The 26585-nt window shown below is 55.9% G+C and carries 23 protein-coding genes; 11 read left to right on the top strand and 12 right to left on the bottom strand.

Translation table 11 applies throughout. The features are described from left to right. Positions 1-314 precede the first annotated feature (314 nt). Both CAUR_RS10260 and CAUR_RS10255 read right to left on the bottom strand, forming a co-directional pair. A complete protein-coding gene (locus CAUR_RS10260) occupies positions 315-1715 on the bottom strand; it encodes an aspartate kinase (protein ID WP_012257833.1) in 1401 nt (466 codons plus the stop codon). Between the two features lie 107 nt (positions 1716-1822). Beyond that, positions 1823-2791, bottom strand: coding sequence for a quinone oxidoreductase family protein (locus CAUR_RS10255; RefSeq protein ID WP_012257832.1), 969 nt, complete (start codon positions 2789-2791; stop codon positions 1823-1825). A gap of 246 nt (positions 2792-3037) precedes the next feature. Here CAUR_RS10255 and CAUR_RS10250 point away from each other — a divergent pair, with 246 nt between their 5' ends. The 6 genes from CAUR_RS10250 (at position 3038) to CAUR_RS21755 (ending at position 7535) form a co-directional block, all read left to right on the top strand. Beyond that, positions 3038-3667, top strand: a complete 630-nt coding sequence (locus tag CAUR_RS10250) for a class I SAM-dependent methyltransferase (protein WP_242604904.1) — start codon at positions 3038-3040, stop codon at positions 3665-3667. Between the two features lie 39 nt (positions 3668-3706). After that, positions 3707-5014 carry a CpXC domain-containing protein gene (locus CAUR_RS10245; RefSeq protein ID WP_012257830.1) on the top strand — a complete coding sequence of 436 codons (1308 nt, stop codon included), beginning with the start codon at positions 3707-3709 and terminating at the stop codon, positions 5012-5014. A gap of 51 nt (positions 5015-5065) precedes the next feature. Beyond that, positions 5066-6190, top strand: a complete 1125-nt coding sequence (locus CAUR_RS10240; protein ID WP_012257829.1) for a glycosyltransferase family 9 protein — start codon at positions 5066-5068, stop codon at positions 6188-6190. 75 nt (positions 6191-6265) lie between these two features. After that, positions 6266-6670 carry a hypothetical protein gene (locus CAUR_RS10235; protein WP_012257828.1) on the top strand — a complete coding sequence of 135 codons (405 nt, stop codon included), beginning with the start codon at positions 6266-6268 and terminating at the stop codon, positions 6668-6670. Next, entirely contained in the window at positions 6671-7105 is a 435-nt protein-coding gene (locus tag CAUR_RS10230) for a cbb3-type cytochrome c oxidase subunit I (RefSeq protein WP_012257827.1), read from the top strand. Positions 7106-7148: 43 nt separating this feature from the next. Further along, positions 7149-7535: a LysM peptidoglycan-binding domain-containing protein gene (locus tag CAUR_RS21755; RefSeq protein WP_012257826.1), complete on the top strand. Its 387-nt coding sequence runs from the start codon at positions 7149-7151 to the stop codon at positions 7533-7535. Between the two features lie 118 nt (positions 7536-7653). Here the strand turns inward: CAUR_RS21755 and CAUR_RS10220 are convergent, their stop codons facing one another. The 6 genes from CAUR_RS10220 to CAUR_RS10195 form a co-directional block, all read right to left on the bottom strand. Beyond that, positions 7654-8067 carry an ATP-binding protein gene (locus CAUR_RS10220; protein ID WP_242604903.1) on the bottom strand — a complete coding sequence of 138 codons (414 nt, stop codon included), beginning with the start codon at positions 8065-8067 and terminating at the stop codon, positions 7654-7656. 56 nt (positions 8068-8123) lie between these two features. After that, positions 8124-8492 carry an STAS domain-containing protein gene (locus CAUR_RS10215; protein WP_242604902.1) on the bottom strand — a complete coding sequence of 123 codons (369 nt, stop codon included), beginning with the start codon at positions 8490-8492 and terminating at the stop codon, positions 8124-8126. Beyond that, the gene (locus tag CAUR_RS10210; protein ID WP_012257823.1) at positions 8485-10479 is read right to left on the bottom strand and encodes a glycosyltransferase; all 1995 of its coding nucleotides are present in this window, start codon (positions 10477-10479) and stop codon (positions 8485-8487) included. Before CAUR_RS10210 ends, CAUR_RS10215 begins: the two co-directional genes overlap by 8 nt. 10 nt (positions 10480-10489) lie before the next feature. Beyond that, positions 10490-12553 carry a cellulose biosynthesis cyclic di-GMP-binding regulatory protein BcsB gene (locus CAUR_RS10205; RefSeq protein WP_012257822.1) on the bottom strand — a complete coding sequence of 688 codons (2064 nt, stop codon included), beginning with the start codon at positions 12551-12553 and terminating at the stop codon, positions 10490-10492. Positions 12554-12556: 3 nt separating this feature from the next. Further along, entirely contained in the window at positions 12557-15379 is a 2823-nt protein-coding gene (locus tag CAUR_RS10200; RefSeq protein WP_012257821.1) for a response regulator, read from the bottom strand. Between the two features lie 505 nt (positions 15380-15884). Beyond that, on the bottom strand, positions 15885-16808 hold the full coding sequence (locus CAUR_RS10195) for a DMT family transporter (protein WP_012257820.1): 924 nt from the start codon (positions 16806-16808) through the stop codon (positions 15885-15887). A 111-nt stretch (positions 16809-16919) separates the two neighbouring features. Here CAUR_RS10195 and CAUR_RS10190 point away from each other — a divergent pair, with 111 nt between their 5' ends. Continuing rightward, positions 16920-17627, top strand: a complete 708-nt coding sequence (locus tag CAUR_RS10190; protein WP_012257819.1) for a plastocyanin/azurin family copper-binding protein — start codon at positions 16920-16922, stop codon at positions 17625-17627. Between the two features lie 26 nt (positions 17628-17653). On the opposite strand, the gene rlmD is transcribed toward CAUR_RS10190, so the two are convergent. The 4 genes from rlmD to CAUR_RS10170 form a co-directional block, all read right to left on the bottom strand. Beyond that, positions 17654-18853 (bottom strand): 23S rRNA (uracil(1939)-C(5))-methyltransferase RlmD, encoded by a 1200-nt coding sequence (gene rlmD, locus CAUR_RS10185; RefSeq protein ID WP_012257818.1) that lies wholly within the window; start codon positions 18851-18853, stop codon positions 17654-17656. A 464-nt stretch (positions 18854-19317) separates the two neighbouring features. Then, on the bottom strand, positions 19318-20325 hold the full coding sequence (locus CAUR_RS10180) for an STAS domain-containing protein (protein WP_012257817.1): 1008 nt from the start codon (positions 20323-20325) through the stop codon (positions 19318-19320). 282 nt (positions 20326-20607) lie between these two features. Continuing rightward, the gene (thrC, locus tag CAUR_RS10175; RefSeq protein WP_012257816.1) at positions 20608-21936 is read right to left on the bottom strand and encodes a threonine synthase; all 1329 of its coding nucleotides are present in this window, start codon (positions 21934-21936) and stop codon (positions 20608-20610) included. 18 nt (positions 21937-21954) lie between these two features. After that, positions 21955-22383 carry a tetratricopeptide repeat protein gene (locus tag CAUR_RS10170; protein WP_012257815.1) on the bottom strand — a complete coding sequence of 143 codons (429 nt, stop codon included), beginning with the start codon at positions 22381-22383 and terminating at the stop codon, positions 21955-21957. 512 nt (positions 22384-22895) lie between these two features. Between CAUR_RS10170 and mltG the strand changes: the two genes are divergently transcribed. From mltG to CAUR_RS10150, 4 genes are read left to right on the top strand one after another with little or no spacing between them, the layout of a single operon-like run. Beyond that, on the top strand, positions 22896-23966 hold the full coding sequence (gene mltG, locus CAUR_RS10165; RefSeq protein WP_012257814.1) for an endolytic transglycosylase MltG: 1071 nt from the start codon (positions 22896-22898) through the stop codon (positions 23964-23966). Continuing rightward, positions 23957-24814: a shikimate dehydrogenase gene (gene aroE / locus CAUR_RS10160; RefSeq protein ID WP_012257813.1), complete on the top strand. Its 858-nt coding sequence runs from the start codon at positions 23957-23959 to the stop codon at positions 24812-24814. Before mltG ends, aroE begins: the two co-directional genes overlap by 10 nt. Further along, positions 24811-25554 carry a prepilin peptidase gene (locus tag CAUR_RS10155; RefSeq protein WP_012257812.1) on the top strand — a complete coding sequence of 248 codons (744 nt, stop codon included), beginning with the start codon at positions 24811-24813 and terminating at the stop codon, positions 25552-25554. The genes aroE and CAUR_RS10155 overlap by 4 nt, the downstream gene beginning before the upstream one ends. Next, complete coding sequence (locus CAUR_RS10150) at positions 25554-26330, top strand: nucleotidyltransferase family protein (RefSeq protein ID WP_012257811.1); 777 nt, start codon at positions 25554-25556, stop codon at positions 26328-26330. Before CAUR_RS10155 ends, CAUR_RS10150 begins: the two co-directional genes overlap by 1 nt. Positions 26331-26585 lie beyond the last annotated feature (255 nt).

Genomic DNA, 26585 nt, shown 5'->3' with positions numbered 1-26585 from the left:
CATGGCTGCCGCACTCCACACCGCGCAACACGCGCCTGACAAGCGAGCAAGGCAACCAATCCAGTGCGTGATGGCACTGGAGATGGTCGTCAACCCTCCTCACTGCCATACCGGCAGCCTGAGAGCAGGATATGTTGTCGTTGACGTTTAGCGAGCGTTCATGAACCTATGCGACGGGCGGGCAGCACTACAGTACAGCTTTTTTGCAATAAGTTCTATATCTGCTATTAAACGTTTGGCAGTCAAGGCGCGAAGAACATGAAGACCGGCGCGGGCACTATACCCGCGCCATGCTGTTTCATCGAACAGATCGCTTACCCTACAAAAGCCGCATGCACTGCCCGCACAGCAGCATCGGCGTCGGCCTCGGCGACCACCAGCGAGATGTTATTCTCGGTGCTACCCTGTGCAATCGCGATCACGTTAACCCGCGCTGCACCCAACGCACCAAACACCCGTCCGGCAATGCCCGGCGTGCCCCGCATCCCTGATCCGACCACTGCGACAATCACGACCGGGGCGATGGTGCCGATGTGATCGACATCGTGGGCCGCAAATTCGCGCGCCAGTTCGCGACGGAGTTCTTCTACCACCCGCTCTGACTCATCACCTGGTACGGCAAAACAGACGCTCTGCTCGCTGCTGGCCTGCGAGATAAGCAGAATGTTGGCGCCAACGCGGGCAACTGCGCCGAAGATACGGGCTGCCACACCGGTGAGACCCAGCATACCCGGCCCACCTACCGTGATCAGACTGAGACCCCTAATGGCAGTGATTGCCCGCACACTTTCGCCGTCACCTTCCGCATCGATTAATGTTCCCGGATGGCTCGGATTGAAGGTATTGCGGATGCGAATGGGAATACGCCGATGCACCAGCGGCTGTACGGTCTTCGGATGGAGGACGTTGGCACCATAATAGGCCATCTCACCCATCTCGGCATACGAGAGGCGGGGTAAGGTTCGGGCTTCCGGCACTACCTTCGGGTTGGCCGAAAGGACGCCGTCAACTTCTTTCCAGAACCAGACCTCATCGGCATCGAGATCGGCCCCCAAAATGGCACAGGTGTAATCCGAACCGCCACGACCCAATGTCGTCGGCACACCCGCACGGGTCGCGCCGATGAAACCGGTGACGACCGGCACCTTGCGGTCGGCCAGCATTGGCAAGAGCCTGGCCCGGCTCCGCTCGCGCGTATCCGGTTCGATAGGCGAGGCATTCCCGTACCGATCATCGGTCACGATAAGTTCAGTCGCATCAATCGCCTCGGCATCAATCCCGGCGCTGCGCAGCGCAGCAGCGATCAGGCGCGCATTGAGCCGTTCGCCAAGACCGCTAAACAGGTCTAATGCCCGCGGAGTCAATTCCCCTAACACGGCAATACTGCGTGAAAGGTTACTCATGTAGTCGAGCATGGAACGGATCTGCGGTTCGAGCGCCGCACACTCCGCTGGCGATGCCACCTCTGCTGCTGTGCGCATATGCAGATCGAGCAGACGAGGGGCGATTTGCGCAGTCGCATCACCATTTCCCGCCGCTGCCGCTTTCGCCGCTGCAATCAGAGTATCGGTCGTGCGCAGATCAGGGGCATTCATTGCCGACACCACCACGACCACCTCGTGATCGCGGGCATACGTACCAACAATCTCGGTTACACGCCGGATTGCATCGGCACTACCAACCGAAGTACCACCAAACTTCATGACCAGACGCATGGATCTGTCTCCTCTCTACTTATGAAAAAACGTCGCGGAGCGCTGTGCTGCGCATCTCCGCGACGTAGATACCAGGAAGAAATCCCGACTGTATGGCAACAGGCCAATTACGGGATCAGTAACAACTTGCCAGTAGTGGCCCGACTGGCCAGGGCAATCTGCGCCTCAGCCGCTTCACTCAGCGGATACCGCCGGTGAATGCGAACCTGCAACTCGCCGGCACCGATCCAGGTAAACAGATCACTGGCGCGCCAGCGCAACTCTTCAGGCGTGGCAATGTAGTGGAAGAGGGTGGGCCGCGTCATAAACAGCGAACCCTTGCTACTCAGCAACAATGGTGAGATCGGCGGCAAGGGGCCACTGGCATTGCCAAAGGTAACGAACATCCCCCGTGGACGCAGGCTATCGAGACTGCCTTCCAGCGTACTGGCACCGACCGAGTCGTAGACCACATCGACCCCACGACCGTTGGTAAACGCCCGCACCCGCTCGACAAACGACTCGCGGGTATAGATCACCACTTCATCGGCACCGGCTGCGCGGGCCAGTTCGGCTTTTTCATCAGTCGAAACGGTGCCAATCACCCGTGCTCCCAAACGCCGGGCAATCTGGATCAACAACAGACCTACGCCACCCGCCGCAGCATGCACCAGACAGGTATCCCCTGCTTTCAGCGGAAAGGTGCTGAACGTCAGATAGTGGGCTGTCATGCCCTGCAGGAGCACTGCCGCTGCTGTCTCCAAATCGACATTATCGGGCACCCGTACCAGCTTATCGGCTGCGGCCAGGGCATATTCGGCGTAGCCGCCGCTGGCGGTCGTACACCCAACCCGGTCACCGACTGCCCATTCACTCACCCCTTCGCCAACGGCATCAATCGTACCGGCCACTTCTAACCCCAGAGTAAACGGCAACGGTTGTGGATAGAGACCGGTACGATGGTAGATATCGATAAAATTAACCCCCGCCGCGGCCACCTTAATCCGCACCTGTCCTGGTGCAGGTTCGGGAAGGGGAATATCAACCATCTGCAACTGCTCTGGCCCACCGGTCTGATGAATCTGGATCGCCCGCATGACGCACCTCGCTGAAAGCTCACCCTTGCGCTCGGATCGAAAACCGACCTATACTATAACATAGTGCGATCACTTTGATGTTATAGCGTTTACGTCAAATCACATGAACAGCGCGAGCAGACATACTGGTTGAACGTTGAAGAAGTCTCTTTGCACTCACTCCAGATATGCGGTTCCTCGCTGCAAGCATACAAGTTTTCAGGACAACATCGACTACCGGTGTCTATATACGAGATGGGGGCAATAGTGCGGCAGAGCGGTCTTCCACCTGAGTATTTTGAGCGTTATGATGAGAGCGATGATCGCCTCTTCTATCTTTACCCCCGCCTGACAGCCCACATCGACGAAGCTGCATGCCGGGCTGTCACCAATTTGATTCGCGAGGAACTCCCGCAGGGTGGTTGTCTGCTCGATCTGATGAGCAGCTATGTCAGTCACTTACCGACTGATATTCCGCTGAATCGGGTGGTTGGGCTTGGCCTCAACGAAGAGGAGATGCGGCTCAACCCACAACTCCACGAGTATGTTATTCACGACCTCAATGCGCAGCCACAGTTACCATTCCCCGATGCCACCTTCGATGGGGTGATTTGCACCGTCTCTGTGCAATATATGACGCGACCTGTCGAAGTCTTTGCCGATGTTGCCCGCATTCTCAAACCGGGTGGCCCCTTCATCGTTACCTTCTCCAACCGTTGCTTTCCCAGTAAAGCGGTACGTATCTGGCTGGCGACCAACGACCGCCAGCATCTGGAACTGGTGCGTTGCTACTTTGAACTGGCCGGCGGCTTCACGAATATCCGCTGTCTTGATCGATCCCCTCATCACTGGCTCAGTGATCCACTCTACGCTGTTGTCGGGCGACGAGTGGTATAATCAGCGATCAGTGAAGTGATTAGACACTGGAGAAAATCGATGCCTTCGGCACCTCCGCAACCGGTTCAACTTGCCTGTCCTGCCTGCGGGACACGTTTTCGTTCGTTTATTTTCACATTAGTTGATGGTGGTGATCAACCAGAGCTTAAGGGAGCGCTGCTGACCGGCCAACTCAACGTCGCGGCCTGTCCCCGCTGTGGTGTGGCGAGCGTCCTCAGCGCACCACTCGTGTATCACGACGCCGGCAAACAGCTTTTTCTGGTGTACGTTCCGCAAGAACTCAACAGCCAGCCGCAAGAGATTGATCGCTTTATCGGTGATGCATCCGCATTTTTCCTCCGCTCGTTGCCGCCCGACACGCCACGTGCGTATCTGCTGGCACCACGTCGTTTTCTCAGCCTGCAATCGCTCATCGAGGCTATCTACGAAGCGGATGGTGTTTCAGCGGAAGATCTACGCCGACAGAACCGCTACGTCGAAATCCTTACCGAGCTTGTCAATCTGGTTGAGGATGATGAGCAATTCGCGGCTGCGGTACAGCGGTATCACGAAGAATTGACCCCGGAATTCCTTACGACCCTTGAAGCATTCATCGGCGCTACCAACGAGACTCAGGCGCAAATGCGGGCTATGCTCGTAAAAGTCCGGGAAAAGCTCCTTGTTCAACTCGAACGCCTCACCGAGCAGGCAGCGATTGCCGAGCTGAAAGAGGCTATCGAGCGGTTGCGTGCCGCCAGCGATGAGGAATTACCTGATCTGGTCAGCGAACTGCGGTTGCTCATCGATTACAGCTTTTTCCAGATGTGGACCGAGCAGATCGAGGCCGCTACTGCCGCCGGTGATACTGAGACGGCACAGCGTCTGACCGAACGCCGGGCGCGCATCCTGGAGTTGATCGAGGAGATTGATCGGGCATCGCAAGAGCTGTTTGAACGCGGAACAGCCCTGATTAATGCTGTGCTGGCAGCCCCCGATCCGGTTGCCGCATTGAAAGCGCGGGCTGATGAAGTGACTGATGATTTGCTGGTCGTCTTGTCGGCAAACATTGCGGCGGCACGGTACGCCGGTGATCAAGCGTTGCTCGAACAGCTTGAACGATTGACAACCACGATCAAAGAAATTATCAACTCACGGCTGACCCCGGAAGATCGCTTTATTAACGAACTCCTGATGCAAGAGACGACGGCAGAAGCGACGCGCTTGCTGCGCAAGAACATGACGAAGATCACTCCCGAACTGGCACGCCGGCTCAATGAGCGGGCCGAGGTGGAAGAAAAACGCGCTCAGCAGGCCAATGCCGAACGCCTACGGCAACTCGCCCGTGAGGTCAACGCACTCTTGTTCTAAACCTGGCCAGAGGGGGTGTTGTCTCACTCCCCTCTGGTCATCCATCCCACCATGCGCGCAACACTGCTACATCTGCTGGCAATCACTGCCCGGCCATTGGTTCGGCGTTCACCGGTGCACCCACCCCAACGGGTTCTTGTTATCAAACCCGATCATCTCGGTGATCTGCTGCTGGCAACACCGGCACTCACCGCGCTGCGAGCTGCATTACCGACTGCACACATAACGGCGTTGGTCGGGCCATGGGCAGCTTCGATGTGGGCACAGATGCGTGAGATCGATACCCTGGAGACACTTCCTTTTCCGGGCTTTAATCGTGACGCACCAAAACCACTACCGTGGGAGCCGTATATCCTGCTCTGTCAGACGGCACGTCGGCTACGTCAACAGGCTTATGACGCTGCACTCATCTTGCGCGATGATCACTGGTGGGGCGCAGCACTGGCCCTGCTAGCTGGGATTCCACAGCGTATCGGCTTTGCTCATCCGTTGTGCACATCACTGCTGAGTGTCGCATTACCATACCAGCCTCGCCAACACGTCACCCAACAGGCACTTGATATAGTCGCAGCGCTTACCAACACTCTGCCCACTGCCACAGCGTTGCGCTATACCCCAACCGACGCTGCCCGAACGTGGGCTATCGCCTGGACACAACAGCATCTCAAACCAGATGAACACCTGATCATTATTCACCCCGGTACGGGTGGGCCGACTAAACACTGGCTACGCGAGCACTGGAGCAGATTGATACAAGAATTATGTCAACCAGGACGACGCATTCTCCTGACAGGCAGCCCGGCGGAAACCGCAGAACTGACCGCGATTGCGGCTAGCAGTCCTGCTGAACTACTTATGTCAAGCAACGATCTGACGATTGACCGGCTGGCGGCGCTGTTTGCTCACGCCAGGCTGGTAATTGGGGTTGACAGTGGACCACTGCATATCGCCGTCAGTCAGGGGGTGCCAACCATCCACCTCTTCGGCCCCAGCGATCCGTTGCGCTTTGGGCCGTGGGGCGATCCTGCCCGCCATCGTGTGCTGAGTGCCGGTCTGCCGTGTAGTCCGTGTGGGGTGTTTGCCACCTGCCCACGTGCCACCAACCCGCCAGAATGTATGGCTGCAATCACGCCGGAACAGGTGTTGGCAGGTGTTGAAGCGTTGTTGGGAAAGTGATTGACACCGATTCTGGCGGCTGCTACAATAACTCGTTGTAATCAAAGGTACTCTCTCAAACGTTATGAGAGATATATGCCGGTTTTAACACGTAGCTTTGTCAAAGCATCCCTGATCACCCTGGTGGTGGGGCTGCTGATTGGCATCTGGCAACAAATACCCGGTTTCAGTATACCTGGCCTGTCGCCGGTGTACCTTCACCTGCTAACGTTTGGCTGGCTGACCCAGTTGATTTTTGGGGTCGCACTCTGGATGTTTCCGGTGTATACGAAAGAACAACCACGCGGCCCGGAATGGCTGGGATGGACAATCTTTGCCTGCCTCAATCTTGGGCTGTTGCTACGCCTGATCTTCGAGCCGTTGCAGGGACTGGCGCCGTCCATCGTTGGGGGTTGGATGCTGGTGCTTTCCGCCCTCTTGCAATGGCTGGCAGGGGTTGGTTTCATCATTAACATCTGGCCACGGGTGAGGGGTAAATAGATGCCACGCCTGAGTCGCTATTTCATCCGTGCTTCGCTGATATATTTGTTGCTGGGGCTTACCGCCGGCGCACTGATACTTACTAACAAAGGTATCCCTTTTGCGCCGTTGGTCTGGGTCTTGCTCCCGCTACACATCGAGACGATGTTTGTGGGATGGATGAGTCAACTGGCGTTGGGGGTTGCGTTCTGGATTTTGCCCAGGCTGGCAGGGGATGCGCCGCGCGGGAACGAACGCTGGAGCTGGGCCGCTTTGGTATTGATCAATCTCGGCCTGATCGTTGCGATGGCTGCGCCGTTTAGCCAATGGCCCTGGCCGAGCACGCTGGCCCGTTCGCTTGAAGCGGTAGGATTCATTGCGTTTGTCTTGGGGAACTGGCGACGAATCTATTCGCCCACATTTGGGTTGCAAACACTGAGAAGAAACCAGGGTTGAAGAGCGAAACGACCGCCAGGTTGTAACTATCGAGGGGGGAGATGTGCTACGCCGCGTATGGATTGGCCTGCTATGGTTGCTCGTGGTGGGGAGCAGTATAGGGCTTGCCGCCTGCCTGCCCGAACCACCACCACGCAACATTCCAACAATGCCGGTCATTCTCGATATTACGCCTGCACCAACCCTTGACATTGATGCCACGGCGACGGCCTATGCCAGCGCGCCACGCCCGACCCCGACAATTGCCGCGCTGTATGTGGTGCAGGCGGGTGACACCCTCAGTGCGATTGCCGAGCGCTTTGGCGTCACGGTTGACGAACTGGTGGCGGCCAATAATCTGACCGATCCCAATTTTCTGCAACCCGGCCAGACACTGCTGATCCCATCGTTGATCGCTACACCCCGCCCAACAACCACACCGACACCGTAGTTGAAGGGTGGCGATTGGGGTGCGAGGTTGTCAGGCGGGCTGAAGATCTGCCTGACAACCTGCCAACTCCGGAGTCCCTTCCACGTCGTGAGGCAGGGTTTTAACCCGCCGAACGCGGTCAGGCTGTTTTATGCAGTAGCACTAATCGCCAGCAGTTCACGTTACGAAAGCGTCGGTATTGCAGCTTATCGAGAATGGCCTGGGCAATTGCCAGTCCACGCCCGCGCTCTTCCCAATGTTCGGGCATAGCAATCGTAGTGTCTGGCATCGTCCAGGAAAGACCCTGATCGACAATCTGCGCCTCAAGAATGGTTGGTGTGCAGCGTAGTCGTAATTTGATCGGTGGATCACCAGGCACAACAGCGTACTGCAAAATATTGGCAATCACTTCAGCCAGGGCTGTACCAAACCGCATGCGTGTCTCTGCGCTGAGGTGGGTAGCGGCCCAGAACGTAGCCAGTGCGGTATGCAATTGTTCAATCCCTTCCGGGAGCTTCGCACTCAATTCGTAATCGTGTTCGATCCAATGCATAACCTGTCTCTTCGCAATGACCGCACCTGGTACCACATGCTGTGTCCGCCTGACCATTACAAACTGGCCTGTAACGCCTCTGTAACATTAGGAAACGGGCGTAACACCCGATTGAGGGTTGTCAATTCGAGCATGGCCAGGGCCTGTGCGCCCGGCTGAGCCAGGCGCAAATCACCCCCGGCCAGTCGCGCAGCTTTTAGACCACCGATGAGTGCCCCTAGCCCTGAGCTATCGACAAAGCTCACCTCACTCATATCAATCACAAGTAATCGAAAACCTTCATTGACCGCTTTGACCAGGCGTTGTTTCACATCATTTGCCACCAACAGATCGAGTCGCCCGCGCAACTGCACAACTGCTGCCTGTTCACCCACCGGATTGACGGTAATCTCCATGGTGACCTCTCTGATAACGTCGTTAAGCATACTCTGACGATGACTCCTCTGCAGGTTGGTACAATGCGGCGTCGATGACCACGCTGAGCATAACCAGATCGTACACGGCCCAGAAGACATTGACAAGTACCGGCATTCCATCGGTACGCCATCCCAGCGCCAGTTGGAGTAAACCTACTCCAATTGAAACTGCCAGCAAGACCATCATCAACAGTTGCCAGCGTACTAACCCAAAATAACGCCCCGCCTGCCTGGTCTTCGGCGTCACGATAAAGCCCAGTTTCTTACCAAACCAGACATTCGCTGCGGCTGTGACCACCGCCTTGATCCAGATGGGGAACAGGGCCAGACTGTACTGCTGACCGCGCCAGGTCGGTCGGCCCCAACTGATCACAGCAAAGAGCAACTGATTGACCAGCAAATATGGGGTCAGGCGCCAGAAAAATTCTGCCGAGAGCGCATTGACCGGTAACAACCCAAAGATCAGGAAGAGCACAGGAGCGATCAGGTATATGATCGTTGGCAAACCGGAAAAGTAGCTCCACATGGTATCGAGATAGGCCAGCCGTTGCCCGATGCTCAGCCCTGGCAAGAAGAGAGGATTCTCGCGTAAAAAGACCTGGATCGTTCCCTGCGCCCAGCGTAAACGCTGTTGCAACGCACTCCGTAAATCTTCCGGTGCCAGACCGTGCGCCAGAATCTCGTCGTGGTAGACCGAACGCCAGCCGCAAGCATGCAGACGCATCGAGGTTGACATATCTTCGGTGACTGAAATAGTAGAGATGGGCAGATAATCCATGGCCTCATTTACCAAGAGTGGAATAAGTTGCCGGACTGTCTCGATTGCCGCCAGGGGAGAGCGATCCCGCCTGGCCAGCTCGGCCAGTACTGCTTCATCGTGCAGCGACTGCATAATCTCGGCGGCTTCCACTGCCTGAATCTCGGCCAGATCGGCCATAATTTGCCGCAAATTTGCCGCAACCACCATCCGCGCCGCATCTTCGGCCCGGCGCTGAAATCGTTCGGTGACCTCTTGAAAAGTATCACCGCGATCAAGCTCCTGACGGGCAAGCTTTACTGCCCGCCGTAGGGCCTGAAGGGCAGGTGCGATCTGTGTTCGTTCGGATGGCGCCAGTTGCCGCTCAGCCCGCCGGATAACCGTATCTGCCTCTCGTAATGCCCGCCGGATACGCCGCTCTACATCGCGCACGAAGAAGCGGATACCGGTACGCGCCAGTGCTTCACGCCGCAGCACTGCATTTGAGCCACAGAAAAAGGCTGCATTCCAGCCATCTTTGCCTTGTTGAATTGGCCCATAGAAGAGCGGCGCCTGGCTACCGAAGGGATCGCCGGGCGGCACATTGATGAAATACTGGGGTGTCTGGACTAACGCCACCTTCGGATCGCTAAAATACCCCAGGGTACGATCCAGAATCTGCGGCAGAGGCACCTGATCGGCGTCCAAAATTAGAATATAATCACCGGTAGTATGTTCCAGCGCATTGATCAGGTTACCGGCCTTGGCGTGCCGGTCAAACCCTATCCATGCGGCTGAACGGGTGATGTAACCACACCCCTCCTCAGCAGCCATTGCACGCATCGCCGGACTATTGCCATCATCCAGGAGATACGTCTGATGAGGGTAATGTATGGCCAGCGCCGCACGCACCGTCTTCCGTACCAGTTCAACCGGCTCATTGTAACAGGTGATGTAGACATCAACCCGCAAACCTGGAGGTGCAGGTGGTGGCTCGCCCCGTTCCCGCAGCCGAAACACGGTCAGACCGAACAAAAAACTACTGATGTAGCTGTACAGTTCGGCCCCGAACAGCGCCAGGGAAAAGAGCCATGCATCCCAGTTGAGCGAAGCCGTGCCGCGCCAGAGCAGGTAATATGCACCCAATACCAGGTTGGTCACAACGAGGATTTTGATCAAACCACGCCGAAACGCCGCCCATTCATCAGTGCCCCAACCAACCACCCGCTCTAAGGCTGTAAGGGTGAAGGACGGATTCATCGTCTGCCTCTTATTTTCGCCGCAACCAGCGGATACGGATCACCAGCACTGCCGTTGCTACCAGAGCAATCAACAAGATCGATCCAACTACCTGCCAGGCAGGAAAACGTTCGAGCAGGGTCACTTCGATGCGTGGTGTCAACGTTTGCGGCGGTGTCTGAAGCGGATTCGTTAGTGACACCACCGTCGGGTCGGGATCGGCAGTGATCTGGGCCTGACTACCACGAAGCACCCGCAACAATGCCCACTCGCGCAACGCCCGTACTCCGAGCCGCAGACCATCACTATCAGCCGCATCGATGAATAGCACGTGCGCACCTGACTGCCACGGTGACGGCACAATGCTCAGGGTTGCCTGCACACTCCGACCAGGCTGGTACACAAACGGCGTATTTGACGGCGTATTGATCATTGCTGCCAGTGGATGTCGTTCCCGACTACCCAAAATAACCAGTGGCCCGTTACGATTATCACCAATGTCATTCGCCGTCAGTAAGATGGGTGGTGGCACATCCTTGAGCGTCACCCAGCGCCCCATCGCAGCGGCCAGCTCTAATCCAGCTTGAACTTCATAGATGGTCGGTTGGGGAGGTAACACCAACCGGGCATTTGTATCGGCCAGCAGCGCTGCTGGAAAACGCCCAAGATCATCAACGGCTGCCGGATCGTTGGGCAGACGCCAGGCTGATGTCGGCTCGATCACAGCCCATGCAGCCGACGGGTCTACTTCCTCACAACCGCTGTTTGGAAGATCGAGGTAGAGACGGATCTGAAGGTCAAGCCGACGGATCGGCGTGCCTTCCAGATCGCTGTTGAGTAGATCGGCCGGTAAGGTAAACCGATATTGCACTGGGACATTCGTTTCAACTTGCAAACGCTGCGATCCCAGGGTAATCCCATTGACGGCAGCGCTCACCCAGGAAGTTTGCGCTCTCAAGCCGGACGCAGTGGCAATTTGCAGATCGAGCGTACCACCTACCCGGACATCCCAGCCGGATGGCCGCTCGAAGGCGAAGTCGATCTGATGTTCACCAGCGCCCACCACCTGCCGACGATCTACGCCGAGCTGAGCAAAACTGGCGGCCCCATCACGCCAGGCTGCCGCAGGAAGCTGTGGTGGTGGTTGGGTTACGGCCAGCACCGCTGCTGCCGGCAACGAAGTGCTCAGTGCCTGAGCAGCAAAACGCAATGCCGTCGGCGTCGCTCCAGCTACCAGCAATCGTGGTGGTGATGCCGGTTCCACCATCAACAACCCATGATCGGGCGGCACTTCCTGACCGTCAACTTCATACGCTCTGCCATTCCACCGCACAGAACCCCAGTTTCCTTCGGGCAATGAAGCTAATGCCACCACGATGGTTGGAAGCTGTTCGGGAACAGTATCGCTCACGGTCAACACCGGAGCTTGCTGCGCTAACGCAGCCCAGCGGCCAATGGCGAAAGCGACCTGCCCGGCAGCCGCCAGCGTAGATGGTTCAGTTGTCGGGTGCAAGACAATTGTCGGCGGCGCCCGCACCTCCGGCGCGCTGAGTGGTAATGGCGCAAAGAGTGCAGCGACATCGGCCAGGGTTCCGGCTTCAACAGGCTGGAGATCGAGCCGAAGGGTTGAATCGCCCTGCACGACCGTCCAGAGAGCCGGGTTTTGCACTTCTTCGCAAATATCATCGGTCAGTCGCATGTGCAGACGAACCTGAATAAACAGACCAGGCCCGTCAAATCCCGCGATTGGCAGAACAACTGACAGCACCCCCTCTTCGGCATTGTCAGGAGTTAAACGGGCACTACCCAACGCACGTCCATTAAACACGACGGTGATGGTAGAGCGATCAGCCCGCAAGAGAGGTGAATGGGTGAAGCGCAGAGTCAAGACACCATTACTGCGCGGACGTAAGCCGGTCGGAATGGGAAAGTAGTAGTCCAGCACTGTATCAATACCGAAAGCGGTGCGATCACCGTAACCCAGATCGGCAAACCGGTGGATTGCCCCCTGTGCCGCCAGCGGCGCCGGGAACGCAAGCACCTGAAGAGACAGAAAAAGCCTCAACGTCCATCGCAGCAGTTGCTTCACAACCATAGGTTACGCCTCTGCAACCACATCTCGTGCCAGTACGACTACTGTCAGATCATCGGTGAGCGGACCAAGCAATGCCGGCACTGCCAGCAAGCGATCTACGATTGCAGTCGCCGACATACCATCATTGAGCAGATCGTTAATCTGAAGTGGATCGCGAGCTAACGCCGGCCACGGGTCGAGCAGGCCATCACTGAACAACACCAGCGCATCGCCGGGATGAAGCATCGTCTCGCCCTGGCGATACGGTTCGTGCGAAAAGATGCCGAGCGGTGCTCCACGAGGTTCGAGGCGATCACATTGTCCACCGTGACGACGAATGAAACCCAGGCCATGACCGGCATCAACGAAGGCCAGGGTATGGGTCAATAGATTCAACTGCAAGTGACAAAGGGTCACAAAACTACTGGTGCGATCCAGATCGGCGTGTAGGGCTTTGACGGCATAGCGCATATTGACTTCCGGCGTCGTATCACGAGCAACCGAGCGGATAACAGCGCGCGTGGTGGTCATCAACAACGCTGCCGACATTCCCTTCCCCATCACATCACCGAAGGTCAGGTTCAACAAATGGGGAGCCGGAAAATGCCAGTCGTAGAAATCACCACCGACATCACGCGCCGGAATACAGCGCGCGGCAATGCTATACCCTGGTAAGCGCGGCATCTGCTGCGGCAACATATCGGCCTGAATCTGAGCAGCGTGTTTAATCTCTGCTTCCAGCTCACGCCGCTTCTGATCGAGCCGCCGCTGCAACGCCAGATTCTCACGTCGTAATCTGAGATTGGTCATTGTCCGCTCAAGCACAACCAGCAGCTCTTGCCGATCAATTGGCTTTCGCAGATAATCATCAGCCCCGTGTCGGATAGCATTGACAGCAATCTGCTCGGAACCGAAGGCAGTCGTCATAATTACCGCCGGTTCAGCCCCATTACGCCGCACCTGATCGAGAACATCAATTCCACTCATTTCGGGCATGAGAATATCAATTAGCGCAATATCCACCCCACCCTGGGCAATGCGCTGCAGCGCCTCCATCCCACTCTGAGCGACTTCCACCCGATAGCCAGCATCCATTAACCAGATTTGCAAGAGTCGGCAAATATTGGGGTCGTCATCTACCACCAGCACAAGCGGTGCCTGATTCAGACGAGACGGTGTGATCGGTAGTGCGTGTCGTTGTGGCGGCTGAGTCAGAGACACATCGGCCACAACCACCTGATTACGTCCGTTGTGTTTGGCCTGATAGAGAGCTGCATCGGCCTTCTCAATCAGCGCACCGGCATCCAACCCCATATGCCACTCGGCGACGCCAGCCGAAAAGGTAACGCGCAACGGCTCACCTTCACGCTGATGCTCGATATGCGCAAACCGTTCACGCAGACTGTCAATCACCATCGCTGCACTACCGGCACGAGTATCCGGCATCACAATGAGAAACTCTTCACCACCGTAGCGCCCGATAACATCGGTTGCCCGTAATCGCTGGCGCAAGAGGCGGGCCAGACTCTTTAATACCCGATCACCCACCTGGTGGCCGTAGCGGTCATTGACCTGCTTAAAGTGATCGATATCAAGCAAGGCAACTGCGAGCGGCTGTGCATTGCGCCGCGCCCGTGCCACCTCGCGCATCAGGAGGTCTTGGGTAACGCTATGATTGAACAGCCCGGTCAGACCATCTCGTACCATCAGGCTCCGCATTGTCCGCGCCCGCCGAATCCGCGAACTAACCGCGGCGATCAGATGCTCCAGATTGATCGGCTTGGTGAGAAAATCATCACCACCACGGGCCAGTGCCGCCAACTGCACTGAACGATCAGTCTCCCCGGAAAGAAAGACAATCGGTACGCTATGATATTCCGGTTGCTGACGAATAACGGCTGCCAGTTCCTGTCCATTGCAGTCGGGCATATACACATCGAGCAAGATCAGGTCGGGTTGCTGCTCGGCGAGCAGGTCTGGCACTTCCATAGGATTGGTTGTGGACACAACCCGCATCCCAACCGCACGAAGCGCCAATGCGTACACCTCGGCCATCAATGGCGAGTCGTCAACAATGAGAACCATATACGGCTCGCTGCTCGTGCGCTGGGTCAACTGATCGATCTGATCGATCAGCAGACCCACATCAAGAGGACGGGTAAAATACCCGCATCCGCCGGCTCGAACAGCAGCCAGCCGCAGATGGAAATCTGCGGAAGTGGCAGTAAAGATGATCGGAATCGTGTCCCCATACCGATCATGCAAGATAGCTGCCGTAGCAATGCCACTCTGAACACCATCCTGCAAATCGACATCGAGCACAACAAGGTTTGGCAACTGGCGTTCAACCGCGGCTAACAAATCGGCACTGCCCAGAAAACTCTCGGTAACATAACCAAAATATGCGATCTGGCGTGTCAACTCAGCAGTCTCTTCAGCATTACAGCCGGCAACATAGATCAGAATTGCATCACTTGCCACCTGGGTTGATTGAACGGATACCTGAGATTGCAACTTGCGTTCACGCAGCGCATCCAGCAAACCCATCACCAGTGGCACAAGATCAGACAGCGCTGTTAGCTCCTGATTAGTAGATAACCGGGTTTGTAAGGCGGCATCAAGGGCACGGGCGGCATCACTTACCGCCTGCAAGCCAAACGTAGCTCCTGAACCCGCCAGATTATGGGCGATACGCTGCAAAGCAACCAGATCATCGCGTTGCAGCGTACCATCCTGCCATCGCTCCCAGAGAGTGGTGATGTGCGCAATCTTGTCTTCCAGTTGATGAAGATATTGTTGCTGCAACTCGACAAAGAGGGAGTGGGCTTCATTAGTGTTTCGACTCATACGGTATATTGCTCCCTCAGTCGCCAATAGTACCGGTCGCGTCCGACAATAGGCGACACTGATGACCTTTTGTTATCTATATCGATTGAACGTGTTCTGCTATCCGTATCAACCGATGATCAGTACCATTTTAGTTACGAAATGCTGAAGATAATTGTTCCGTCTCAAAATACAACGATTGGGGTAGCCAATCATTATTAGATTGCAAACCGATTCAGTACCGGGAAGAACAATTTCACCGGGTTTTGATCAACGACTTGTGATGTTGAGCGGGTCGGTGATACCTGGAGCATTGTATTAGATCAGTCTGATCTTACTTTTGGTTCGCTCTGTTATGTGTAGGCTTTCACAGCAACCGAACCAGCATCGCCAACTATCACAAGTCGCATCCATATAGTTCATGTATATCACGTATTTTCAGATACGGGGCACAATCCTGCCACCATGTCACCAAATAACGAAAACACCGGTTGTATGTGTTGCAGAGCGAGCCTGATAGTGTCAATTATACGCGATGACGACCTGACTTAGCTTTGGATGGTGGGGTCACAACAACCAGGGCAACCCCAATTGAGGCCACCACCAAACCTATAATTGCCAGCAACCCTAACCGTTCACCGAACAACAACCACGCCTCCACCGCCGTTGCCGGCGGCACCAGGTAGAAGAGGCTCGACACACGGGCTGCTGAACGTGCCCGGATCAAGACCATTAAAAGCAGAATAGCACCTATCGATAGAACAAGGGTGAGCCACAACAATGAGCCAATCAGCTCTGGTCGCCATTCAATCTCATGCGTTTCAAAGAGCAGTGCCAGTGGTGCTGTCAATGCCAGTGCTCCCAGATACTGTGCCCAGGTACCGCTTAACAGCGGCAGACCCACACCAAAGCGTTTCTGATAAAGGGTACCGGCCGTGGTCGAGAGTAACGCAACGATTGCACCGGCTAATGTTATCGGTGTCACAACCGGTGTGTCGGTAAACAGCAACTTATCACCAACAACTGCCGTTACACCCACCAGTCCTAACGCGAGTCCCAGCCACTGCCGGGCAGTAATCTGTTCACCCAACGTCCACTGACTGAACAGTGCTGTCAGGACAGGTTGCAGACTGACAATTAAGGCGGTCAATCCCGCCGGCATACCACCATCAATAGCAAAAAAGACCCCACCCAGATAGCCACTGTGGAGCAAGACCCCGACAATCGCACTGTGCCCATACGCAACTGGCTGGCGCAACCATGGCTGGCGAAACATGATCGTCAGCGCACCCAGCAAGATCAGTACCAGCACGAAACGAATGCTAAGAAACGTGAATGGCTCGATATGGGGCAGGCCATAGCGTGCCCCAATAAAACCGGTACTCCAGAGCAACACGAAGAGCAGTGGAGCAACATTGGCGAGCAGTGATGTGGTCGTTTGGCTTTTCATACATACCTTTTTTCAGCATTGCAAAACTACTATACATTGAAGATTGAGTTTTATGCTACACTAGACTATGTGCCGGATGTCACGATATGAACCTGACAGAGGAGGTCGCAGATGAGCTGGCGAGGTTCTGGCAGAAGCAATTTCCGTTCGCGCAGCAGCAGTAATGGAGGTTCGACGTTTTCGGGAGGAAGCGCCGGTGGGCCACCATTGATTGTGATGATGGGTCTGGCATTCGGTGCTGGTTTGATTATGTTGATTGTCATGATTGCATCCAACGCAACGGCTGGCGGCTTTGTGGCTGCGACACCGCGACCAACTGCTACCCCACGCCCTACGGCTGCACCTGCCCCAACGCAGCCCCCGGCGGCTCAACCAACCACCGCTCCGGCCACGCAGGCAGCCAATGCACCGGGTGGTTCGAATGTGGTCAATGAAACGCCTGCCCAAACAGTTGAGGTACGTGCTGCTCCAGATGCCCTGGCGTTTGCCCAAACATCACTCTCCTTACCGGCAAATACGGTCGTGCGCCTCGATTTCGTCAATCAGAATAACCTGGGTGTCCAACACAACTGGGTGCTGGTAAATGGTGGCGATGATGTAGCCGCCGCTGTCAATACTGCCGCTCAAAATAACGCCGATGCTCTCTTCGTGCCACCACCTGACACCCCAAATGCACTGGCCTGGACGGCGATGCTCAATGCTGGCGAGAGTGGCAGCGTCACATTCCGTACTCCAGCCCCGGGTACATACCTTTACATTTGTACCTTCCCCGGGCACTATCTGGCCGGTATGAAGGGAACATTAACGGTAACGCCGTAGCGATTTTCTGATGCCGACGGTTGCGGCTAGTCGTTTACGCGACGTTCCAGCACTGCCATGACTTCAACGTGTGGTGTGTGCGGAAACATATCGTAGCCGCGTAAACCGACAATCCGGTACGCCGACTGCAAGTGTTGGAGATCGCTGACCTGCGTCAATGGATTACACGAGACATAGACAATCCGCTGCGGGGCGATTCTGATTAATTCCTGGCAAACCGGCAGTCCTAACCCGGTACGTGGAGGATCAACCACCACAACTGGCAGGCTGCCGGTTGGTTGTTCCCGCAAGTAGGTCAGCGTATCCGCACAGATCGGATGTATATTCGACACCTTATTCATCAGCGCATTCTGGTGGGCAAGCTGCACACTCTCAGCTACTGACTCGACACAATCGACTCGCGCGGCTGATTGTGCCAGATGTAGACCAATAACACCAACGCCACCGTAGAGATCGGCGACCCGCATCGTAGCATCAGGTGCGGCTGCGGCAACTGCGTCATTGATCAGCCGTTCGGTCAGATGAATATTGTTCTGAAAGAAGGTATTTGGCCCGATAAAGCAGGTAAAGTGCCCAACCCGCATTGCCAACCGATCAGCTCCCCAGTACCGGCATACTTCGCCAAACGAGACATCGGTGAGCGAGTCGTTGACCAGCCAGTGAAAGCCGACCACTCCCGGTTGAGCCAGGGCGGTAGCAGCCAGATCTGCCATTACAGCCTCCTCACCGCCTCCAGCCGTGACGGCAGCGAGCAACAACTCATCATCAGGACTACGCCGTACCACAACGTAGCGCAAAAAACCGGTATGGGTGCGCACATCGTAATCGGGTAGTCCCAGGTCAAGCGCATGCCGCCAGACTGCCTGGGCAGCAGCGAAGGCAGTTGGTGGGATTAGATGACACGTCGTCAATTCGATGATGTAGTTGAATTTACCGCGAGCACGCAGCCCGAAGCGCCCCTTGGTGGCAACGTAATCCATCCGGGTACGGTAGGCAAACGGGTCAGGTGAGGCAACGACTTCTAAAGCCGAGGCGTCAATCCCACCTTCTGCGTACAGCATGCGCAGGATCGTCGTTTTTGCCGCGACCTGATCCGCATAAGTGCGATCCTGAAAGGCACAGCCACCACATTCACGAGCATGTGGGCACAGCGGCGTCACAGGTTGACCGGCCAGAACGCGATCAACGATTGCTTTACGGAGGGTTTTAGTGGTAAAAGGTGGCATATATCAAGCGTACTTCGCATTCAGTTTCAAAACAGGGATCGAGTAGCACAACGTTTACATTCACGAACATCGCCCTCAGAACAATACCCTCACGCTGACGGGCGTGTATACGCAGCTTTACCTGGAGTACGGAAGCCCTGCTTCAATATTTCCCATCTGTGACACAACCGGCGGTACGAGTTGGTTTGAGGTTCTCTCCAGTGCGTCTTAACGATATTACTCGTTCATCACGATGATGCAGATGCCACAAAGAGTCGCATCTGCAAAAAGATACTGATGTAGCACGGGTTTCAGAGTGCTACAGTTTTTGCATAATCAGGTCGCGTTGTTAGGTGGCGGATCACTTAATCTGTAACGTAAAACGCGACATGCCTTTATTGCTCTACATACGTTAGCATCTGCCAGACGTTGTTTAACCATGGTGAGGCAGCGAGAGCATAATGGGCTATCGCTGTTCACCTGCATCAATTCAACAATTCATCGCCACCGTTGCGTCGGTTACGAATAACCGATGTCTGCGTCTCCATCCAGCGTTGCAATGCCTCTTGTGGTGAAGCAGCCACCTCAAGTTCACTCAGCTCAATCCCGATATGGGTGAGGGTAAGCGCCACCTGTGATGAAATACCGGTGAGGGTGACTCGACAACCAAGCAATCGCAGGGCGCGCACCGTCTGCGTCAACGCATTGGCAACCGCTGTATCGATGACCGGCACGCCAGCGACATCGATAATCACCAGGTTAACCCGTCGTTCATAGACCAGTTCCAGCAGACGGCTGGTAATCTTACCGGCCCGACGACTATCGATACCACCAACCAGAGGCGCCAGCAGCACACCATCGGCGATTCGCACCGCCGGCGTTTCAAGCTGGCTCACCAGTTCGAGCAGCTCTTGCTGACGTTGGTTTTGCTCTTGCAATTCCACACGCTGCTGTTCAATTGCGCGTGCGCGTTCTTCTATCTCACGTCTGGCAGCCTCGGCCCGGGCCGCATTTTGTTCAGCCTCAACCCGTGCTCCGTCAAGCGCAAATCGGGCAGCGGCAAACGCAGCAACCTGTACCAGATAGCTTGCCAGTACACCAATATCGGCATAGACACTATTGAATAGGCCATCATTCAAGACATCACGCCCCAACAAGATGCCAATCATTGCCAGACCGATACCGGCTACCCACTGCGTATTGGTAATCGCGACAGCAAAGGCCAGGGGAGTGAAGAGCACTATCGTTTGTTCATCAAGCGGTAACCCAAACGCCACCACCAGCGCCACACCGGTGGTGGCAAAGGCACGTGCGCCTTCCCAACCGCGCCAGTAGAGCCAGGTTGCTACACTAAAAATCGCCGAGACGATGAGGGTCAGGATAATCGTCAGCAGCGGATCGCCGACGATGAGATTGACAAGACCACGAATCAGTGTATAGCCGGCCATTCCGCCCATCAGCACAAATGCCAGTTGCCGTTGATCAATTTTCACACAGCCTCCCCATCATACTCCAGGATGTATTTGGACACACAGGCAGAGGTCAGACCCACCGTATGGAAGCGTCACCAACATTGGCCGCTGCTCTTGCCTCGCGGGCGCATAGGCTGAAGCCCGTGCAACGTTTCCCGTATCGATAAGCAATCCGGCCAGACGGTATTATTATCATCTTACCTCACCGCACCGATGAAGAGCAAGGCAGATGACAGTTGCACCTGTATCACACTGCTGTTGCTCTCATCGTCGGTGATTGTCCGACATTCTTTAGTTCGAGCCTCAATCTCCAAACCGCTGGGCAATTGCCCGGCGCACCGCGTCCACGTCAGGCGGTAATTCTATTGGGGGATTGGTGTACTGCCCGACAACATCGCGGAGCGTACCTTCATGATACTCTACTTTGAAGCGGCTGAACTTGAGGCCGTGAGCAGTTGAGATGACAACAACCCGATCACTTCGCTTGATCTCACCCCGTTCCACCAGTTTGATCAGGGCTGCCAGCGCGACCCCAGTATGTGGACAGGCGTAAGCGCCAGTTCGATCAGCGCGAGCCGCAGCATCGGCCAGCTCCTGTTCGGTCGCCTGTTCGACGATGCCGTTGAAGCGTTTGAGAATGCTGATTGCGCGATTGATGCTTACCGGATCGCCAATCTGAATTGCACTGGCGGCAGTAGGCTGAGCCTTAATCGGCTCATACTCGCGAAAACCGGTTAGGTACGAGCGGTAGAGTGGGTTGGCATTGGCGGCCTGCGCCGTGACGATCCGTGGCAGTCGATCAATCAGGCCCAGTTCGTGCATCATCAACAAACCCTTGCCCAGAGCAAAGGTGTTGCCTAGATTGCCACCCGGAATGATGATCCAGTCTGGCACTTCCCAGTCAAATTGCTGTACAATCTCGATCCCAACCGTCTTCTGCCCTTCGACCCGCAGTGAATTGAGCGAATTGGCAAGGTAGATACCGTTGTCGGGATTGGCAGTAATCTCGCGCACGATCCGCATACAGCCATCAAAATCGGTATCAAGCGCCAGTACCAGCGCACCGTGGGCCACCGGTTGTACCAGTTGAGCGATACTTACCTTCCCTTTCGGCAGGAAGACAATGGTAGGAATGCCGGCTGCTGCTCCGTAGGCCGCCAGTGCCGCAGACGTATCGCCGGTTGAGGCGCAGGCGATTGCCCGGATCGGCTTGCCCTCGCTGATCATCTGCTTGACCACACTAACCAGCACTGTCATACCGAGATCTTTGAACGAACCGGTGTGAGAATTGCCACACATCTTGATCCAGAGGTCTTCCAGCCCGATTTCACGCCCGAAACGCTCGGCCCAAAACAGGTTGGTTCCACCCTCAAACATACTGACCACGTTGTCGTCAGATACAATCGGGCAGACCCACTCTTTCTTCCCCCACACCCCACTACCATAGGGCCAGGCTGTCCGCATCCAGCGCTCATCAAACAGGCGCTTCCATTCTTCCGGGCTGCGTTGGGCCAACGCTGCCATATCATGCTGTACTTCGAGTAAGCCTCCCGACCGGCTGTAGTACACGACCTCGGTCAGAGGATAACGTTCGTTTGGGTCATCCTGGGCAGCAAACCATGCGTGATACATATCATTCGCTCCTGCAACCTATTCCAGTTCAGCCTGAATTTGGGCCAGAATCCGTTCAGCCTCGGTGCGCCAAAATCCGGGTGGGGCCAGCCGCACGTACTCGGTCAATTCGGCAATAGCGGCCCGACTATGATGATTGAATCGATGAAACAGACCACGTTGCAGGTAGGGATCAGGCCAGTCGGGACGTATGCAGGTTGCTGCATCCAGATCACGGATCGCGGCGTGATACTCGCCTAACTCGCGTCCCCGGATCAGACCCCGTCGGTAGAGGGCAATCGCCAGGTCTGGCCACGCAGCCAGTGATCGATCAAAAGCACGAACTGCCTGTCGGTACACATCGCGATCAACGGTTCGTAAGCCAATCTGACACAGGCTCAAACCGTACAGATACCACCAACCGGCCTGTAACCGTTGCCAAAACGATGGGAGGGACGCTTCACTCATGGCCTTCTCCGACCTGCAATGCTGCTGTGCAGAGGAGTATATTTCTCGAACGTCTATCATACACTATCTACGAGGAGAGCGTGAACGTAACCGGGATTCACACAGCAGGCAGTTTTTTTCTACCAGGCAGTGCATGGGCCGCGTCGTATGGAGTAGAGCAACCCTATCTCTGCACCACCTCACCTCACACCACTATCAGCGCAAAGACAGGTCGCTGCATATGCACGGGCACGACCACAGCGGCAAAGGACAGGGCTGGGTGAACCGTGTGGATCACGACGACGGTTACTTCAAGACAGGAAGAGCCTTGTTAGATGCGATACGTTCAGCACGACACCGCATCTCTCTGTTGCATGAGATGAGTTGCTGGCAGAAGAACATTCTGAAGCACAAGCGGTCTGCTATAATTGCCATGGAGATTGTAGACTGTACATGGTCTACAATTACACGCTTGCAGATCACATACATATGCTGCACTGGCAGCCACTGCCAATGCTAGGGAGGATTGGTCAATGCGGCATGTCCGCGCACTTCTGTTAGGTCTTTCATTGCTGGCTCTGGTAGTCTCGTGTGGAGGATACATCTTTCTCGGTGAATTGCGCGCAACCCCGGCGACTACCGGCGAACCGGTTGAGTTCATTGTTGAACCCGGTGAAACTGCTGACGATATTGCCACCCGGCTGGGTGAAGCCGGTCTGATCCGTCAACCGGCGCTGTTTCGTTTGCTGGTACGCTGGCGTAATCTTGATCAGCAGATTCAGGCCGGACGCTACATTCTCAGCCCGACGATGACCATGAGCGATATTTTGAAGGTGTTGCAGAGTGGTCAGGTGGTGAATGACATTCAAATCACGATTCCGGAAGGATTGCGGCTCGAGGAAATAGCGGCCATCATCGCAGCGGCAGGCCTGGTCAGCGAAGATGAATTTCTGGCGGTTGCCCGTGATGGCGAGCGCTTCCGTGCCGATTACTTCTTGCTTAATAGTCTGCCGGCGGGTGCGACCCTCGAAGGGTACCTCTTCCCAGACACCTACCGTTTTGCGCCATCGGCAGATGCTGAAACGATTGTGCGCAAACTACTCGACCGGTTTGTCGAGCAGTACAGTACCATCGAACGCTCGGTACGGGTTCCCGGCGTTACTGTCCATCAAATCGTAACGATGGCTTCAATCATCCAGCGTGAAGCTGCCTTGTTGAGTGAAATGCCTCAAATCAGTGCAGTATTCTGGAATCGGCTCAAGCCCCAGTATGCCCCACTTTTTGGCGGTGGCCTGCTCGGTGCTGATGCAACTGTACAGTATGCCTTGGGATACGATCCCATTGAAGGAACCTGGTGGCAGCGCGAACTGACGGTTGACGAGCTGGCGGTGCAAAGTCCGTACAATACGCGAGTTACGCCCGGCCTGCCCCCAGGGCCAATTGCGGCTCCTGGCCTGGCTGCACTGACGGCGGCTGCCCAGCCCGATGAGACATCACCGTATCTCTTCTTCGTCGCCAGTTGTGAGCGCGATGGTTCGCATAAGTTCGCTACTACTATCGAAGAATTTCGTGTCTATGAAGCGGAGTGGCTGGCGTGTCAGTAGGATCAACCACTACAGCAGAGATTTTATTGATCGGCGACCCGGTAGCACACTCACGTTCACCGGCGATGCACAATGCGGCACTGGCAGCATTAGGGATTGCAGCTCGCTATCGGGCAGTACAGACTACTGCTGCTGAATTACCTGATCGTCTCGCCGCGCTACGTCAGCCTCACTTCCTGGGTGCGAACGTGACGTTGCCACACAAACAGGCGGTCATCCCCTTACTCGACGAGATCGAACCGGCAGCAGCGCGGATTGGGGCGGTGAATACGATTGTGCGTCAGCCTGATGGCAGGTTGTTGGGTGTGAACACGGATGCTCCCGGTTTACTGGCCGATCTGGCGGCTGCCGGTTGGACACCGGTCGAACAAGAGGTTGTCATCCTGGGTGCATCAGGGGCAGCGCGTGCTGCCACTTTCGCACTGGCTGATGCCGGAGTGAACGGAATCACGATTGTTAATCGGAGCCTGATGCGTGCTATTGATCTGGCCGCAGCCGCAGCCGCCAATCAGCCGGCTCTGCGTATTCGTGCCTTGTCCCTGAGCGATCCGGCAGTAACAGATGTGATTGCACATTGCACGCTTTTGATCAATGCCACCGCCCTGGGATGGCACGATGACGAAACGCCTATCGCTGACCCACCGGTAGGGGCACATTGTCTGGTCTACGATATGGTCTATCGAGAAACAGCTCTCTTACGCGCCGCAGTCGCTCGCGGCGCACGGGTGCGCGATGGGCGTGGGATGCTGGTTGAGCAGGGCGCACTGGCTTTTGAGCGTTGGACAGGCCGTCCGGCGCCACGTGAAATTATGTGGCAAGCCGCTTTTGGGGTGGAGCACGGGCCATGATGGATCTCATCGTTGTGGTAATCGGTCTGGTGCTGGGCAGTCTGCTGAATGTGATGATCATTCGCCTGCCACGAGAGCGACGGCTCATCGGCTGGCCGCGTTGTATCCGCACCGGTCAACCTTTACGCTGGTGGCAGTTATTACCGGTGATCGGCTGGCTACTCCAGCGTGGTCGCGCTGCCGATGGTCGTCCCCTGCCGGTCATCTATCCATTAGTGGAGATTGGCAGTGCGCTCTGGTTGTGGCGCCTCTACGAACTCTACGGTTTTGGGCCACTCTTTGCCTATCTGGCCTTCGTTGGAGCGGTCTTGATCGTGACCGGCGTGGTTGACTGGCTTTACCGCTGGATCTATACATTTGTCATTCTAGGTGGAGCAATTATCGCTTTCATCTGGGGTTCGCTGGTTGGTGCCGGCTGGCGCGAATTGTTGCTTGGTGGACTGATTGGTGGGGTTGGGTTTTTCTTTCTGTACCTGCTGGCACTGATCTTGTTCCCGGCTAAATCGGCACCTTTCGGTCTAGGGGACGTCTATCTGGCTATCTTCATCGGTGCCGCCCTTGGATTACGTCACCTCGGCCCGGCCCTGATCTACGGTGTCTTCATGGCCGGTCTGGTGGCGGCTGGTATCCTGATCGCTCGCCGCTTCGGACGTCAGACACCGGAATATCTGCCCTATGGTGCCTATTTGTGTCTGGGAGTGCTGATCTACGTCGCACTCGGTAGTTACCGGTTGATGTGATGAACACACCTGTGATCGGCTTGATTCCGGCTGGTGGGATGGCAACCCGTCTGGGGCCGTTACCGTGCAGCAAAGAACTCTTGCCGGTTGGTTCCTTCCAAACCCCAGACGGCCTTCGTCCACGACCGGTCATTACCTATCTCCTCGCGCAGTGGCAACGGGCTGGTATTGGCCAGGCGCTGATTGTGGTCAGACCTGGCAAATGGGACATTCCTGCCTATCTGGGTGATGGGAGTGCCTTTGGGCCGCGCCTCGCCTATCTGACCGTTCACGAACCGCACGGTGCAGCCTACACCCTGGCTACCGCTCTCCCTTTCATTCAAGATCGTACCGTTGTCCTCGGTTTACCTGACGTCATTCTGGCACCAGACGATGTCTATGCGACCCTCCTGAGTCACCACAGCACAGCTCAACCGGACCTCACCCTCGGTCTCTTTCCATGCACACACCCTCAATCAGCAGACATGGTTGCACTGGCGGCTGACAGTTGTCGGGTTACAGCCATCGAGATCAAGCCTGCGCAAACCGATTTACAGTGGACGTGGATGGCGGCTATCTGGGAGCCGACAGTAACCACCCTCTTAGGTGAGGTCGTAGCTGCTGACCGCACTGCGCGTACCCAGAGACAGACGTGCCCGGAATTACACATTGGTGCCGTCTTCCAGGCCGCTATTGCCCGTGGCTTGCGTGTTGAAGGCGTTACCTTTGCCGACGGTAGAGCACTCGATATTGGAACACCCGCGGGTTGGGAAGCGGCAGCGCACTTTACAGGTTGAGATTGATAAGCTGCCGACAAGAACGCCGGATCATACTAACGCTTGTGCAACGATGCACATTGTTCAGGTGTTCCCCCCCGTGCTAAGGCGCCACCAGCGGCTCGCTGGTGGATCGGCACAGTGCAAGAGCGTCGGTTCAGCACTTCCGTGCTCAGGTGCGCTGCATAATCGGATAGGGTATCACGCGACTACTGCTCTCAGAGGTAATCCAAGACATCTCCCCACCCTAACCCATCCAGCGGGGGCGGGAGTCAC

The organism is Chloroflexus aurantiacus J-10-fl, assembly GCF_000018865.1.
GTDB lineage: Bacteria > Chloroflexota > Chloroflexia > Chloroflexales > Chloroflexaceae > Chloroflexus > Chloroflexus aurantiacus.
The sequence above is the reverse complement of the archived record's forward strand: the minus strand, read 5'-3'. Positions and strand labels throughout refer to the sequence as shown.